The sequence below is a fragment of the Flavobacterium sp. N2038 genome, from assembly GCF_025947185.1.
GTDB lineage: Bacteria > Bacteroidota > Bacteroidia > Flavobacteriales > Flavobacteriaceae > Flavobacterium.
Map to the genome: position 1 here is coordinate 2,938,454 of NZ_CP110001.1, position 14,674 is coordinate 2,953,127.

Sequence of the window (14,674 nt, forward strand, 5' to 3'; positions counted from 1 at the left end):
AAGTATATCTAAATACAAAATGGGTGCAAATTCTGGTAAAAGTGAGATAATTTTACATCAATCACCAACTGGACATCCAAACCAAATTGTTTAAGCCATTCAAAGACAGACCTTACAAATAGTAGGTTAATATCTTCAAATCCTCCATAAAATGGTGCGAAATCTGTCCGTTAGAGGTCACTAAATTAAAATCCCATTTCTAACGGAATGGGATTTTTTTTATGCCTTTTCTTTAGTATTCAACTAATCTTCGCAGGAATCAAATATTTAGAATATCAATTTACGAATAATTATATGTAAAATATTTTAAAAATATGGATTATCAAAACCACTGCTAACCATAATATGTCTTTTTTATGAGTAGAAATACATTTTGAATAAAATCTCTAATCTTTTGCAACAATAGAATAGGATCAAAAAGTTTAATCTTCTTTGTTAATTCATTTAAAACATAAATTATTTATATTAGCTCAAAGAATATAATAACAAGTATTGGCTTTCGCCAAAATCTTAAAATAAACTAATGAACCAAAGAGAAACTGATTTAATTAAAATAAAAAAAATTATAACCGAGAAAGACAGTGATGGAGCGTATAAAAAAGCTTTTTCTTTTATTCACACCTACGAAGAAGACGAAGAAATTCTTTTACTTCTTTGTCAAATCTTCGAATCAGACTGGCACAAGAATCATGAAAATATGGCTCAGACTTTTCAGTATCTTTCAAATCCTATTACGGCAGAAACTTTATTTAAAGTAGCATTTTCTGATTTTGAATATATTAGATGGAATGAATATTTTCCTTTACAAAGAAAATGCACTTGGGCACTTGCAGACATAGGTACTAATGAGGCTAAAAAATATCTAGAACAAATAGCACAACAAGCCAATGAAACAATAGCTAAATACGCAACCAAAAGGCTGGTAAAATGGGATTTTGAGTTCAGAAGAAAATTTCCTACAATAGGAGAATCACGCTATGAAGGCTTTGAAATAGCACTTGAAAATTATTCAGACAGGCTAAAAGAGTTAGCGCAAAAAGGACAAGATATAATAGGTTATGTCATGAAAAATGTTGCCATTATAGAAACTGCCCCACCATATGATGGTAAAGTAACGGAGTATATTGTATTATATCTGGTTAATAAAAAAAGTACAGCTGCCACTATTACAGAAAGCCAAGATCTTAAAAAACCTGACTATAGCAGCTTGAAAACAAACACATTGTACCTTAGTTTTCTATCAATAATGCACGATTACAGCTCGCGAGAAAAAGAAAATCAGGAAAGTGTATTGGCTCTTTGGATAAAAAAAGAAGTCTTTAAAGAAATTTTACAAAAAGTAACACCAAATTGGAATCCCGATTATGATTATTTTGGAAAAGAACTCGAAAGACAAACCATTCAACTTGATTTAAACGAAGAGGATTTTGAGAAATTGATAAAAGAAAAAATTGATTTTGTATTCGACGTTTCTGATTTTATTAAAGAACAAAAACAATATATCGACCAAAATCAGATTGAAAAACTAATGCTTCCTAAAGAAAGAATAGTTGATTTTGAAACGCCCGAACTCATTGATGAGCAATGGATGTGAGCAACTTTAACCCCTGAAAAATAAACCATAACTAAATCTGATAAACCATAAATTAAAAATAGTAACAATTTAACATTTAACCCTAACGATACATACAACTATTCATCTGCCACTTCAATAACGCCAAAAACATGGCAACTGTAATACTCTCTATACTCCTTAAAATTAAAAATCACTAAGAACTCTTTTTTACAATTATTTGAAAATGTTTTTAGGTAGCGATATTCATGTTTCCTGTCTTCTCTTTTTAAATTTTCAAGCTTATCAACTCCTAATTTTGCAAGTTCTTCATACGTCATTTCATCTTTATCTACAGCTTCATTAAGAGAAGCTGATTTTTTTAATGACAAAATTGTTTGGTGCTTTTCTCCTTTATCATTACAGTAAAAAGTAAGCGCTACTTCATCATCATAGTAGTTTACGGGAAAAGTTTCCTGGCTTAGTTGTATTTTCTTTATACAAATCATATTCTTCAGTTTCACTGTTGTTTTTACAATTATTGACTTAATAATTTTATTCCTTATGCTTACAGTTTATATATTTTTACTTTTACACCTCATAATCTGAAGGAAATGGATAATCTGCAATAGGTAACCAGCTCTCCTGTCTTTTTGCTAAATAATATTGAATCTGTCCTAATTTATACGAATACTCATGTATTAATTCTCCTTTAGTATCCTTAAAATCAATACAAACAAAAGGAGAACCATCAATCACTTCATCAGTAACTTCAATATCAGTTCTGTTTTCTCTATTAAATTTATATGTATATTGACGCGCTGCAATAGGTGCGTACATTACCTGTCTTACCTTCATTATTTTAATATTTTAAATTATCAATCAGTATTATATCTACATTAGGGAATAAAACTATTACCTCTTAATAAATTTAAATATGCATATGTTTTAACATATTTTAATTCAACTACTTAGTTGTTACGTTCCCAATGTATCAAGATTACCGAAATTTACACTCACATTGATACAAAAGTATGCAACAAATTAAAAAAACCTTTTGATGATTTATAAGCTTATTATTTTATATTTGATAATAAATAAACCCTGTCGTTTCTACTAGTTGGGCAGCATAATCTTAAAAATCAAAATCAGAATTTATTAAAAAACAGATGAACAAACTAACCATATTGCTTCTGCTCATATTTAGTAATAATCTATTTAGCCAGGAAATAACAGAAGAACAAAGAACCTTTTATACCAAAGTATTACACGGAGCAGACTCTCTAAAATTTAACAAAACTACTCGCAATGCATTTAAATTTGTGGAATATAAAGAAGGCGATTTTTTTAAACAAATAATTACTCCCGAAGAAATATCCTCTTGTACCAAATTAGCCAAAGAGACTGCTAAATTAAGTTTAAATGATGAAAATCAATTAATTTTATCCGGAGCCTTAACTACACGATTTAATGGAGAAGTAACAGGTATTTTATCGATTAAACTATTAGAGAATAATCTAATCAAGGAAAATGGTGAAAAATTTCAATTAAATACTTTGTACAACTCAAATAACGGGTATGGTAAAATTAATCTTAAAACAAACATAAAAAGTAACTATACTAAAGATGAAAAGATAACCGGATTTGTCAAATTTGAAATAAATTATTTAATTGGATATGATAAAGTTGAACTAACGCTAAACGATATTGGAAAAAACATAACTTTAAATGACTGTAATTACACTATTATTAACATTAAAGAAAATGAAATAGTTCTGAATAAACTATCTGAGAAAGAAAACGAACTTAATGTTATCAATTTTGATAAAACAGGAAAGGTAGCAAAATCTTATTCGTATAGTGAGTTACTGGAAATGACTACAAAAGATTCGACGATCTCTATGGAAAGTTTTGATAGAAAAAATAGAGAAACATATAAAATGGTACGAGACTTATTTGAAAAAAAACCAAAAATATCACTTGCAGAATTTAAAGATTTTTTTACTATCGATAAGTTAATAGAAATGAAAAAAGAAGGTAAATATGTAATTGTTGAAAGCATAGCTCCTTTTCAAAATAAGCTTGAACTTTATTCTCCTAAATTTCACTCTGAAGTAATAAAAGTGGATATAAAACAACTGTGATTAAAAAAGCTCTAAATTAATAATTTCCGAAAGAATCCCATTTCTAACGAAGTGGGATTCTTTTATGTCTTTTTACTATAACAACACCACTCTCTATCGCTTGAGTTTCATTCTGCGAAATGACAAGATTGTGTAAATCGATGTTGAAGTTTTTATACTCTCGTATTTTAAAGTTTGGGATATTTTATCCCATTACACGATCAATCCGATCCGTTTTCTTGATTTTCTCCACTCCCCTTTCTCTTATCTGTTCTGCTGCGTCGAGCATTCTGATCACGTGAATATAAGGCGTCGTCAAGTCTGGGGCGGGATCTGCGGCGTGGGGAGACAACGAAAGCTCCAGGGTTTGATACAGAAATAATTCAAATTCTTCGAGTGTTTTTTCTTCAAATGCTTTCTCAAATACCACAAAAGGATTCTCGTATTCTCCTTTGGTTAAGGAAGAAAGACGAAAAACCGTTTCAGATTGCAAGGAGCCTGCTATTTTCCATTTTTTACTTTTCTCTTTCAAGCAGTAACAAATTCTGAAGAAAGATTTGATAACGGTATACAGCACAAAAATATCCGAAGGATTGTCCTGTTTGCAGACTTCTGTTTTATAACTGTATAGTACTACTTCGCTTAAACTCTGTTTATAATAATCGAGATCTGCAAAAGTAAAAAAAGCATCAAGGACCTTAAATGGATTTCCTGCCGAATATCCTGCCCAAAAACTGGTTTCGAAGGGTGTTTTTCTCTTTTTCATAGTCAATAGATTTAAAAATATGTAGCGAAATTCTTTCTTTTTAGAAGAATAATCTATTCGCTAAATACCTATAATATTCTTACAAAGTAATTCTTCTTTGAAATATTTTTTTATCTTTGAAACTCATGATTTTTAGCCCAAATGGCTTTATCTTTGAAACTTCAGAAAATCAAAATTCATTATGGAACAGAAAATACATCAGGGAAGAAACGTAAAGCGTTTTAGAGAAATGCTTAACATAAAGCAGGAAGCATTGGCTTATGATCTGGGCGAAGACTGGAACCAAAAGAAAATTTCGATGCTGGAGCAAAAAGATGTAATTGAAGACAAGCTGCTGAAACAAATCTCAGCCGTATTAAAAATTCCTGTTGAAGCTTTTCAAAATTTCGATGAAGAACAAGCAATAAATATTATTTCTAATACTTTTGATAATGGTTCAGTATTGTATGGCTATCAAAGAAATGATAATTGCACTTTTCATCCAATTGACCAACTATTAAAACTTCACGAAGAAAAGATTGCATTGTACGAACGTATGTTGAAAGAGAAAGATGAAATGATGGTGAGGCTTGAGAAATTGATCAGCAAATAATTACAGGATAATTCTTATTCATACTTACCCCTCCATTAGTTGGATGATTTTTTTTAATATCTAAATCATAATCAATTATTAAATATAGTAAGATTATATTTTTTACACTTGTTAGATTAATGATGTTATAAATCAATATACAATATTGTTGTAAATTACGAAAGAGATAGAGTTTGTTGTATACAAACTCTATCTCTTTTTTTTTTGCAAGAAATACCTGCAAATTGTATTTTTATTTTGTAATAAATTATTTATATTTGTTTTTTAACGATTTATACTAAATGAATAATTTTAGAAAATATAAAGTTCAAAAAGGTGAAACAATCGAAATAATTGCAGCAAAGATTGGAATTCCTGCTTTTGATGTAAGAGCATATCACAATAAATATTGTGAATTGTCAGATTTAGTAGAATTAGGATTGCCTATAAGAAGAGCAGAATATATTTTATTACCTCCCTTAGAGGTGAATACTCAATTAGCTGAAATTAGTACTCCCAAAAAAATCGAATTAGGTAAAAACAATAGCTTACGTTTATTTGCTTCAAATGGTCAAAAGAAGAAATATGGAACGATAATACTTTATAAAGAAAATAATCAATTAATAAACAAAGTTCATTTTACTTCGCAAATTGAGTTTTTAAAAAAATACAATGATTTTTCTATTGTAGAATATCAGATTAATCAGGTGTATATAAACAATAAAGAGCCAGAAATGGTTATTGAACAATTAGCTGATAAAACCTCTAAGGCACTATATCCAATAGTGATGGCTTTAAATAATGATGGTGAAATACACGAAATACTTAATATTGAAGTGATACAAAAGAAATGGGAAGTACTGAAACCTTCTATTCTTGAATATTATAAAGGTGGTGATGTTATAACCAAATTACTCTCTTCGTTTGAAAAAAGTATTCAATCAGCATCACGATTAAAGAGAAATTTAACTGAACATCCTTTTTGCACTATTTATTTTGCACCTATATATCAAAATTATTCATCTGATTTGTCATTTACAAAAAATGATTCTGAATTAGAAATAGTTCAAAGTATTGATGAATTTCAGAGCGCAACATCTAAAATCCTTGTTAGACGTAAGGGAGTTGTAAGATCCAAAGTAAATTTTGACGAAAATTCAAAGTTACAAGATCAACTACATGATTATACTTCAAAAAATACAGAAATCAATTTAGAGAAAGTAGAATTTCAAGTTGGAAAGTTAGAAGAAGGAATTCATAACAATATGGATTTTCAATATAAACTACATCATAGTGATAACAGCATATTTTCTATTGTTGGATTTATAAATACAAGAAAAAACAGTAAAACAATATCTTCTGTCGAGTTTGAAACATACGAAAGAGTAAAGAAAAAAGAACAAAAGGAAGTACAAATTCCAATGTCAAAAGAAATAGATTGGAACGCCGAAATTATAAATGAAAAGAGCATAAAAAAGCGAGGATTTTGGGATGAATTTTGGGGTAATTAGCAGATGTAATAAAGTGAGCCTAAATTAACTTTTAAATTATTATTTAAGATGGTAGATTATATAGTGGTAGATAGTGCGACAATACAATGCAAATACGGAAGTATAGAATCGACTTTTCTAAATTCAGAAGAGCATGGATTCAAGATTGAGGATAAGAATCCTATACTTGAAAACAATTCAAATATTTGCGATTTTATTTTCTGCAGTCTTCATAAAAAGGGATGTGAATTTGAAGCGGCAGAAAAAAAATGGATAAATACAGCAAATAGTGGAACTACCGAAGGAAAATACATTACAACAAAATCAGTACTGCTTTGTAAACAAGGTGGACTTATATCAATTGTTAATTCCGGACAAGACTGTGTTATTGAAGAGGCAGGAAAGTTGAAAATTACAGATCTTGAGTAGCTTAATTTTTGCATAAAATAATTTAATTAATTATAATAATGAGCGAAGTACATTTAGTTTGTCAAGGTGCAATTTGTAAATGCCAATTTGGTACAGCACCCGATACTTTGAAAGTAAAAACACAAAAGAAACATTATATAAATGATTGGGAAGCAAAATCAAAGTTAACAGCAACCAATAAAGATATTGGACAAACTTTTGAAAAAAATACTTTTGGAAGTTGCTCAAAAGCAAACAACAGCCCTTGTTCTCCAACAATTACCAAATGGGACGGCTTTTATGATAAAATTACTCTGAGTAATAATGGTAAGCCTTTATTAGAAAATAGTAAAGCAACTTGTGCCGTAGCGGGAAGCGCGTGTATTGAAATTATAAATCCTGGACAAACCTGTGAAGTTACCAAGCAAAATATTAAAAATTCTGATCCCGAAGTCATTAAGGTAATTAATCCGGCAATGAATTTAAGTATTGACGAAGTTGGAGAATTGCAAATACCTAACCCGTAAACAAAATGAACGATAACAAATTAAATCTAATTCCAGTATTAGAAAAAGGGCAAACTTATGATGCCTCAACCGGAACTCTTATTTTAAATAATGAAGGTTCTGTTTTCGTGACTATCAAGCAGTATCAGGAGGATGAAAAAAAGATAAAAGAATTAGAAAAAAAGAAGAAAAGTTCAATTGAATTTGCCAGACAAAAATGGGAACAGCGTGCAAAAGAAGGCTGGAGTGAAAGAAAATTAAAAGAAAATTATGAAGCCAATATGCAGGATTGGGAAAAATTGAATAAAGAATCCCAAGCTCTTATAGAGAAATATGAAAATATAAATTGGTGCTGGCAGTTGGTTGGTAATAAATTAGATTACAACAAATTATCTCATAATGAATCCTTTAGTAAAGGTATTTCTCAAATAATAAGTAATGGCAAACAAAAGGTTCTATTTCCTGCACTTTTGGTAGGAGGCGGAATGGCTTGGCTTGAGGCATTTGATGAAAAAGAAGGTCCATCTGGGAAAATACCAAATGGAATATTAGTAAAAGCAAAAGGGATACCTAAAATATTGCGAACACAATGGACAGATTTCGAATATCAGCCAATTGTTGGAAGTATTGGTTTTATGTCGAAGGTAATATTACATATCTATACTTCTGGCATGTATGGACAAGAAGTAGAAATAAAATTAATAGACCGCGATTTGTTTACTGGTAACGATGAATTGACTTTCTCAGGTAAATCTACTTTTGAACGTGAAGTGAATGTGTTAAAAGCGAAGAAAAATGATTCTGGTAAAATACAGGTTTCTGAATTGATAAAAAGTGGACAAAGTACAACAGATAATATTATAGAAAAAGAACAATATGTTCAAAAAATAGAAGTAGAAATATTTGTTGATGCCAATTGGGGAAAAGAGGGTGGAAAAGAATTAAAAATTTTTCCTACTATAAAATCAATTGAGACTGATGTCTATTTTGAAGACTTTGATAGAACTTATTTAAGTGTTGTAAAAAATAGTCTAATTCTTGACGCACCTAAAGAAGTAAGTAATAATGTTTCAATAATTGGTGCTGTAGAAACGAATGAAAGTGCTTATCATCCTTGCAAGTACAATGCAATTGAATTGAAAATAATTCCTGAAACCGAAAAAGAGAAAAACAAAATTATTTTCAAAGAAAGGAATATGGTAAGCCCTCTTACATACAACATACCTATTATTTGTGCAGATACAGATCACTTTAAAGATTATGCAATAGAATTAAACGATCTGGAAACAAAAGAATGTCGATTTAATGGCAAATCTAATGATCACGGAAAAAGTACTATAAACATATTAAAAACTCCTGAAAACTATCAAATAACCAAAAATGATGGTAAAACATTAAATTTTAAAGCTGCATTTAATTATCATCCTAGCAATGATAATCTTATCGAGATGACCTCTCTTAAAATGTTTGAGTATATTTGGCCTGTTAGTCTGCGGGATGATAATAACCATGCTTTAGAATTGAGAGCTTTATCTTGTAGACATGACAAAAGAATAAATATAATTGCTTATCCTGATGTAAAATGGACATTGGATTTTAGATTTGGAATGAAAGGCCCTGAACAGTACACACATACAAATCTTCCAACCTACCCAAGAAACAGCGATGAAGAGAAAGCCGAAAAAAAGCCTCAATCCAGACATAGTGATTCTTTTGAGAAAGCTAAAAAAGCGGGACGAATTAATACCTATGGCATGGAGAAAAGAGCTAATGGAATGGAACTAGAGTTTCAATTAGTTCTTAAAGCAGAGTATAATAAAGGCGAAGAAATAGAATTAGCAGATAAATATGCTCAGAAAATAAAAAAATTTTTGGAACTACTTTTGTCATTGAAAGAAGGTTTAGACACATTAACCAATATTGATAAAATAAACTCCGGACACAAGAGTGCTGTCAAGGGTCTTGGAAAATTTTTAAAATCACCAATTGTCGGTACAATTGATTATCCTGCCATCAGCGTTGGAGCAAAATGGCAAGCAGCAATAAAAGATGAAACAAATGAAGTCTATACTGATGGAAAGATTGCTTTAAGATTTAATCCTTTATTAAAGGGAGATATTTCATTAGATATAATAGCTGCAGTTTCTTATGTTCCTGCATTTGGCCAGGCGGTAAAAGCGATTGAAATAGCATTAAATACTGCCGGAGCTGAATTAAACTTTATGCTTACAATATTTGGACAAGTAAATGTAGAATTCGAATATGCACTTGCAGAAAAAGGTGGTTCTAATCTAAATTTAAATGGTGAACTTGGACTCAAACTAGTTTTATCCGGGAAAGTTAAAGTAAATTTAAATGCTATAGTTTTCAGTGTGGATGGCGAGATCCAAGCTGAAGCATATGCTGTTACATCTATAAAGCCTAAAGCAAGCATAGGACATGATAAGAAAGGAACATTTGTAGAAGCTAAATGTGATTTTATGGGAATTAATATTGTATGCATTATAACAGCAAAAGGTAAAAACAATCAAATACAATATAAAGACACATACAATGTTTTAGATAGAAAAGATGATTTTGTAAAAGGTAAAAAGTATTTGATAGAATCATGAAATATATAATATTCATTTTAGCATTATTTATACATTTTGAAATTTGTTCGCAAACTAATAAAACCAACATGGAATTGATAAAAAAAGAAATTTTTGATAATAAAAAAACATATACATCTAAACCATACTATAGTGTGAAACTACAAATTCAAGCTTGTGATTTTGAATTGCTGCTTAACGACATACCTGTATTTAGCTATAGTGTAAAAGGCGGTATGACAAATGAAATACCTTTGAACTGTTATATTTTAAAAAGCGGAGAACAAAATTTAAAAATTAAATTGACACCAATTAGTAATCAGATACATCTTAGCGAACAAGTTGATTTATCTCTGGATCTTGGTTATAACAATATTGTCGGTGAAAACGGCCTTGGTCAATATATTCAGTCAGTAAAATTTCAGTTACCTCAAGAAATAAAAGATGAAAAACTTCCTTACTTTGAAATCAAAATCCCATTTAATGCAGAAGTTCCTTGGAATTATAACTATATTTTAGAAGATGCCCAAGATTTATCTCAGCAATCTGATTTATTAAAACAAACAGTAAATAAATTCTATCACATATTAGAAACCAAAGATTCAAAAAAATATTTTGAATTAATGAAAGGTAGTCTTAAAATCCAATCGGATGTTGAATATATGTCAAGAGAAGAAACTAAAAAATTACTAAATGATTTGAATCTTTCTCAAATTAAAAAATTGTATCCCCTGGACAATTATGAAATAAAATTTTACGCCAATAACAAATTAGTGAGATTTGTTAGTAAAACCAAAGATGAGGATGGAAATCAGTATCTTTATAGGTATACTGTTCCTCCACTTATAGAAGGGAAACGTGATGGAGAAGGATCCTTTAATTATCTATTTTACCTTCCAAAAAATAAAGAACAATTAGAAGTATTTTAATTATAAATTACTAAATGCTAAAAGAGAAAATTAAGATAGAAGAAGTTGATTTTGTAAAAAAAACATTTAATAAAAGTTTATGGAAATCATTAATTATAATGCCATTTATTCTAACTTTTCTGTTATTACCAATTTATTTTTTAATCTTTTTTATTGACTTATTTCTATTTCACAGTCGTTTAGATAATTTATTATCTATATATGTTATTTCTATTTTAGGATTAGTGATTACAAACTTTTTATATGGAAAAATCATTATCAATAAAAGGATTACAAATCAAAAAATATACAAAATAACCGAAGAGTTTACCATTCAGAGAAAAGATAATTACACTTACACTTCTGATTCTGCGTCTGATAGTCATTATTTTAGATTATATCTAATAAATGAAAAGCATCAAAGAAAAGGAATTTATATATGCGAAGAAGATTATAAAAAAGTAAAAGAAAATGAAATAATAACAATCACATATTTTGAGACAATAAATATTAGTTCAAGAGCTGTGCATAATAATCAAGAATTGGAATATGCTCATTTTTTTACCATAAAAAAATGGAAATTATAGTAATGTTATGAGAGGGTTACAAAGTATAAAATTATGTAAATGGAAAACTTGTTCGTTCTGTAAGCAAAAATTCAGATGAAAAAAAGGAAAATTACAGAAGATGAGATGCTATTTATTAGTCAAATATTCAATAAAGATATTAGAAACTCGAGTCTTATCATTTTTGTTTTATTATCTTTCTTTTTTGCTTTTCTTTATTGTTTATTTATAAATTGGGTTGAATTCCTAATTGTAAAATTTATATTAATTATTATATTATCATTCTTAGGATTTCTTATTTTTAATTCAATACATAGTATCGTTTATTTGAATAAAGAAATTAATACATGTAATATTGATTATATAGAAGCTGAATTTAAGGTGCAAAGTAAAGATACCCTCACTCATACAAATGATAGTGGCTATAACTCAGAATATTATAAGGTGTTTTTAACAAACATTTTTAATGATGAAAAAAAAAAGAATCTATGTGGAGCGCGAAGATTACAGAGCGATTAAAGAAAAAGACTTGATAAAGATTATATATTTTGACAAAGTGAATATAACCTTTGAAGCATTTCATAATGATAAAAAAATGGGGAAAATAAGTTTCTTTTAACCCGATCGCGCTGATTTGTAATCCTTGCTCGTAAATTATATCATAACAGATTTAAAAATAGGAATTTATAATAAAAATAAATTTATCCATAAAAAAACCAGTGAATTAACTTCACTGGTTTTTTAAAATCTAAAGTTACGGATCATACTAATTTTGGAGCTCTATATTCGACTAAACCATTGGTTTTCAAAACAAAAAACACTAAGCAATTGTTGGTTAAATTTCGATTTCATTCCCCATTAACGGAACATTGCATTTAGAATGATATTGATTCTGAATTTTAATTCTCAGTTCATCTGCAGGCAGGTTTTCACCCCCGCTCTACGAAGTATTCTTCTTTACGTTGCGCAATCCCGAAAGCCTTCGGGACTGACTTTGCGCCATTTTAAACAAGTGCTACTTATAATTTTATAATCAGTCTGTTTTTGTATATATAATTTCACCTTTTCTAACCGTATATTTTACATCCGACAAAGTTCTGATGTCTAGTTCTGGATTTCTCTTAAAAACCACCATATCCGCGGTCATGCCAACAGCAAGTCTGCCATATTGCTTTGAAAAACCATATTTTTCTGAGGGTGTTGTAGTAAGCATTGCCAGAATTTGTCGGAAATTAAGTCGTGCCTTTTGCAAATAAACATACTCATCTGTTGGATCAAAATCATCCATGAAACCAATGTCTGTTCCAAATAAAAGATTCCCTCCTGCTTCGTTAAAATCTTTTACTTGTCTGATAGCGATAGAAACAAAATCTTCAATTTGCTGTGGAGATTGATTATTATTGAGTAAACTCCATTTCCAAAGTTTTAATGTTGGAATCAGATATAAATTCTTTTTAACCATTTGTTGAATCATTTGATTATCCCAAGGCAGGCCGCCGTCAGGAGTGGTATGTGCCAGTATATCGATACCGGATTCTAATGAAACTAAAATCCCGTCATTTACCGAAGGATGTGCAAAGACAAGTTTGCCTTTTTTATGGGCAGTATTGATAACTGCTTTCGCAATTTCTACAGGCATCATCTTTTCGGCCTTACCAGGTCCCATAGGAGATCCCGCAAATATTTTTATTCCATCTAAACCATCGGCGATATTTTGGTTTACGATTTTTGCAGCGATATCTATAGAAGTCAGTTCTGGCAATTTTATATTCATTGCTTTTACATAGAAAGGAGTGCCATCCTCAGCCGTAAGTGGAAGGCCGGTAGTTAGAATGAGAGGACCTGAGATGGAACCACTGTTAATTCGTTGTCTTATGTTATTTGTATTCTCTGGAAATGAACCTATATCGAAGGCATAGGTAAACCCATATTTGATTAAAAATTGTTCAAGGTAGGCAGATAATTCACTATTACTTAAACTTGGCGCATTGGCAATTTTTGGATCGGTAAAATGGACGTGACTATTCCAGAATCCCGCTGTAATTGTTAAACCCTTGCAATCAATTAATTTAGCGTTATCTGGTAGTTTTACCTTGTTCTTTTTACCGACTGCAATTATTTTATCATTCTCAATAACTACGATTCCTTCAAGAATTGCCGGATCGGTTGGCGAAACATATATAGTGGCATTGATGAACGCCAAAGCATTTTTAGTTTGTTTGGTTTCTTGTCCATTAACAACACTACAGTGTAAACTCAAGACAATAAAAAACGTCAGGAAAGTGCGAACGATATTATTCATATATAGTGAATTAGTTAGTTTTGATTCTGGTGAAATGTAAATAATTAGTATCAAAGACTACAAATTTTGCTGATTGTTACAATTATTTCAATTTTTGAAAGCACATAACTACACCCTTTCGATTTTACAAATAAAACAAGAAGCTTCTGAATTTCTTGCGTGAAGATATTCAACATCGCTTTTTGTTTCAAAGATTTCTGCACTTACAAACTCTTTAGACAACGGAACAATTTTAAATTTTTTCATATTTTTTATATTTTAAATCAAAACAAACTTATATGCTGTTCTTCTTATTAAAAACCCGTTTCTTGCTAATTTTTGTATTGGTAAAATAAGATGGTAAAACGACACAAAACATGCTACTAAACAAAACATTAAAAAGCTATAAATAAACATTATAGCCATTTTCTGTTTCCCCATCATACTTGTTTGTATAGTACAGGACGTGAAAGTGCTATAAGCAATAATATTTCTATTATCATCATCAAAATTGGTCTATGCCACGAAACTGTTATCCAAAGACTTGTCTGCTGTTGAAAGTCAATATTGTCTGTCATATTTTTAAATAGTTCTAATTTTTTTGCAAAGAATATACTTATTACTGTGATATACATATAGCAGATGAATGCTGATAGAACTAATTTTTTTCGAGTTGGGATTTTCCAATTAAAAATTAATGATGACACCATTGTAAGTAAGATCAAAAGATGAACGGGTATCCAAAATTTTATGGCTTGTCCCAAGTTGTTATTACTTTTGGTTATCATTGTTGACGGGCTTTTTAGCATTTCCGGAATGCCAAATAAATGTTCGTAAAGCCCTGCTGATGCACTTATACTTAAAAAGATAATACAGGCAATTAAAATCGGGTTTGTCAATTTCGTTTTCATA

At 29.8% G+C, this 14,674-nt stretch carries 16 protein-coding genes; 10 read left to right on the forward strand and 6 right to left on the reverse strand.

All coding sequences use genetic code 11. The features are described 5' to 3' along the window. The first annotated feature begins 523 nt into the window (after nt 1-523). Complete coding sequence (locus tag OLM51_RS13120) at nt 524-1,594, forward strand: DUF4291 family protein (protein ID WP_264551054.1); 1,071 nt, start codon at nt 524-526, stop codon at nt 1,592-1,594. Nucleotides 1,595-1,692: 98 nt separating this feature from the next. On the opposite strand, the gene OLM51_RS13125 is transcribed toward OLM51_RS13120, so the two are convergent. Then, nucleotides 1,693-2,061, reverse strand: coding sequence for a hypothetical protein (locus OLM51_RS13125; protein WP_264551055.1), 369 nt, complete (start codon nt 2,059-2,061; stop codon nt 1,693-1,695). Between the two features lie 82 nt (nt 2,062-2,143). Continuing rightward, entirely contained in the window at nt 2,144-2,410 is a 267-nt protein-coding gene (locus OLM51_RS13130; RefSeq protein WP_264551056.1) for a hypothetical protein, read from the reverse strand. 311 nt (nt 2,411-2,721) lie between these two features. On the opposite strand from OLM51_RS13130, the gene OLM51_RS13135 reads away from it, so the two are divergent. Then, nucleotides 2,722-3,696 (forward strand): hypothetical protein, encoded by a 975-nt coding sequence (locus OLM51_RS13135; protein ID WP_264551057.1) that lies wholly within the window; start codon nt 2,722-2,724, stop codon nt 3,694-3,696. Between the two features lie 184 nt (nt 3,697-3,880). Here the strand turns inward: OLM51_RS13135 and OLM51_RS13140 are convergent, their stop codons facing one another. Then, on the reverse strand, nt 3,881-4,441 hold the full coding sequence (locus tag OLM51_RS13140) for a hypothetical protein (RefSeq protein ID WP_264551058.1): 561 nt from the start codon (nt 4,439-4,441) through the stop codon (nt 3,881-3,883). 181 nt (nt 4,442-4,622) lie between these two features. On the opposite strand from OLM51_RS13140, the gene OLM51_RS13145 reads away from it, so the two are divergent. The 8 genes from OLM51_RS13145 (at nt 4,623) to OLM51_RS13180 (ending at nt 12,000) form a co-directional block, all read left to right on the forward strand. Next, a complete protein-coding gene (locus OLM51_RS13145; protein WP_264551059.1) occupies nt 4,623-5,033 on the forward strand; it encodes a helix-turn-helix domain-containing protein in 411 nt (136 codons plus the stop codon). Nucleotides 5,034-5,314: 281 nt separating this feature from the next. Continuing rightward, complete coding sequence (locus OLM51_RS13150; RefSeq protein WP_264551060.1) at nt 5,315-6,523, forward strand: hypothetical protein; 1,209 nt, start codon at nt 5,315-5,317, stop codon at nt 6,521-6,523. A gap of 48 nt (nt 6,524-6,571) precedes the next feature. Next, nucleotides 6,572-6,931: a DUF4280 domain-containing protein gene (locus tag OLM51_RS13155; RefSeq protein ID WP_264551061.1), complete on the forward strand. Its 360-nt coding sequence runs from the start codon at nt 6,572-6,574 to the stop codon at nt 6,929-6,931. A gap of 38 nt (nt 6,932-6,969) precedes the next feature. Beyond that, nucleotides 6,970-7,437 carry a DUF4280 domain-containing protein gene (locus OLM51_RS13160; protein ID WP_264551062.1) on the forward strand — a complete coding sequence of 156 codons (468 nt, stop codon included), beginning with the start codon at nt 6,970-6,972 and terminating at the stop codon, nt 7,435-7,437. A gap of 5 nt (nt 7,438-7,442) precedes the next feature. Beyond that, a complete protein-coding gene (locus OLM51_RS13165) occupies nt 7,443-10,028 on the forward strand; it encodes a hypothetical protein (protein ID WP_264551063.1) in 2,586 nt (861 codons plus the stop codon). 68 nt (nt 10,029-10,096) lie between these two features. After that, complete coding sequence (locus OLM51_RS13170; protein WP_264551064.1) at nt 10,097-10,936, forward strand: hypothetical protein; 840 nt, start codon at nt 10,097-10,099, stop codon at nt 10,934-10,936. 14 nt (nt 10,937-10,950) lie between these two features. Continuing rightward, nucleotides 10,951-11,502 (forward strand): hypothetical protein, encoded by a 552-nt coding sequence (locus OLM51_RS13175; protein ID WP_264551065.1) that lies wholly within the window; start codon nt 10,951-10,953, stop codon nt 11,500-11,502. Nucleotides 11,503-11,577: 75 nt separating this feature from the next. Then, nucleotides 11,578-12,000: a hypothetical protein gene (locus OLM51_RS13180; protein WP_264551066.1), complete on the forward strand. Its 423-nt coding sequence runs from the start codon at nt 11,578-11,580 to the stop codon at nt 11,998-12,000. Between the two features lie 514 nt (nt 12,001-12,514). Here OLM51_RS13180 and OLM51_RS13185 read toward each other — a convergent pair. From OLM51_RS13185 to OLM51_RS13195, 3 genes are all read right to left on the reverse strand, one after another. Further along, complete coding sequence (locus OLM51_RS13185; RefSeq protein ID WP_264551067.1) at nt 12,515-13,837, reverse strand: amidohydrolase family protein; 1,323 nt, start codon at nt 13,835-13,837, stop codon at nt 12,515-12,517. 54 nt (nt 13,838-13,891) lie between these two features. Continuing rightward, nucleotides 13,892-14,029, reverse strand: a complete 138-nt coding sequence (locus OLM51_RS13190) for a DUF1203 domain-containing protein (protein WP_264551068.1) — start codon at nt 14,027-14,029, stop codon at nt 13,892-13,894. Between the two features lie 173 nt (nt 14,030-14,202). After that, nucleotides 14,203-14,673: a hypothetical protein gene (locus OLM51_RS13195; RefSeq protein ID WP_264551069.1), complete on the reverse strand. Its 471-nt coding sequence runs from the start codon at nt 14,671-14,673 to the stop codon at nt 14,203-14,205. Nucleotide 14,674: the final 1 nt, after the last annotated feature.

Coding starts and splice junctions, on each gene's coding strand:
- OLM51_RS13130 (WP_264551056.1), bottom strand. CDS start 2,410: ATGAAGGTAAGACAGGTAATGTACGCACCTATTGCAGCGCGTCAATAT.
- OLM51_RS13145 (WP_264551059.1), top strand. CDS start 4,623: ATGGAACAGAAAATACATCAGGGAAGAAACGTAAAGCGTTTTAGAGAA.
- OLM51_RS13165 (WP_264551063.1), top strand. CDS start 7,443: ATGAACGATAACAAATTAAATCTAATTCCAGTATTAGAAAAAGGGCAA.
- OLM51_RS13170 (WP_264551064.1), top strand. CDS start 10,097: ATGGAATTGATAAAAAAAGAAATTTTTGATAATAAAAAAACATATACA.
- OLM51_RS13160 (WP_264551062.1), top strand. CDS start 6,970: ATGAGCGAAGTACATTTAGTTTGTCAAGGTGCAATTTGTAAATGCCAA.
- OLM51_RS13175 (WP_264551065.1), top strand. CDS start 10,951: ATGCTAAAAGAGAAAATTAAGATAGAAGAAGTTGATTTTGTAAAAAAA.
- OLM51_RS13155 (WP_264551061.1), top strand. CDS start 6,572: ATGGTAGATTATATAGTGGTAGATAGTGCGACAATACAATGCAAATAC.
- OLM51_RS13150 (WP_264551060.1), top strand. CDS start 5,315: ATGAATAATTTTAGAAAATATAAAGTTCAAAAAGGTGAAACAATCGAA.
- OLM51_RS13120 (WP_264551054.1), top strand. CDS start 524: ATGAACCAAAGAGAAACTGATTTAATTAAAATAAAAAAAATTATAACC.
- OLM51_RS13190 (WP_264551068.1), bottom strand. CDS start 14,029: ATGAAAAAATTTAAAATTGTTCCGTTGTCTAAAGAGTTTGTAAGTGCA.
- OLM51_RS13135 (WP_264551057.1), top strand. CDS start 2,722: ATGAACAAACTAACCATATTGCTTCTGCTCATATTTAGTAATAATCTA.
- OLM51_RS13195 (WP_264551069.1), bottom strand. CDS start 14,673: ATGAAAACGAAATTGACAAACCCGATTTTAATTGCCTGTATTATCTTT.
- OLM51_RS13140 (WP_264551058.1), bottom strand. CDS start 4,441: ATGAAAAAGAGAAAAACACCCTTCGAAACCAGTTTTTGGGCAGGATAT.
- OLM51_RS13125 (WP_264551055.1), bottom strand. CDS start 2,061: ATGATTTGTATAAAGAAAATACAACTAAGCCAGGAAACTTTTCCCGTA.
- OLM51_RS13180 (WP_264551066.1), top strand. CDS start 11,578: ATGAAAAAAAGGAAAATTACAGAAGATGAGATGCTATTTATTAGTCAA.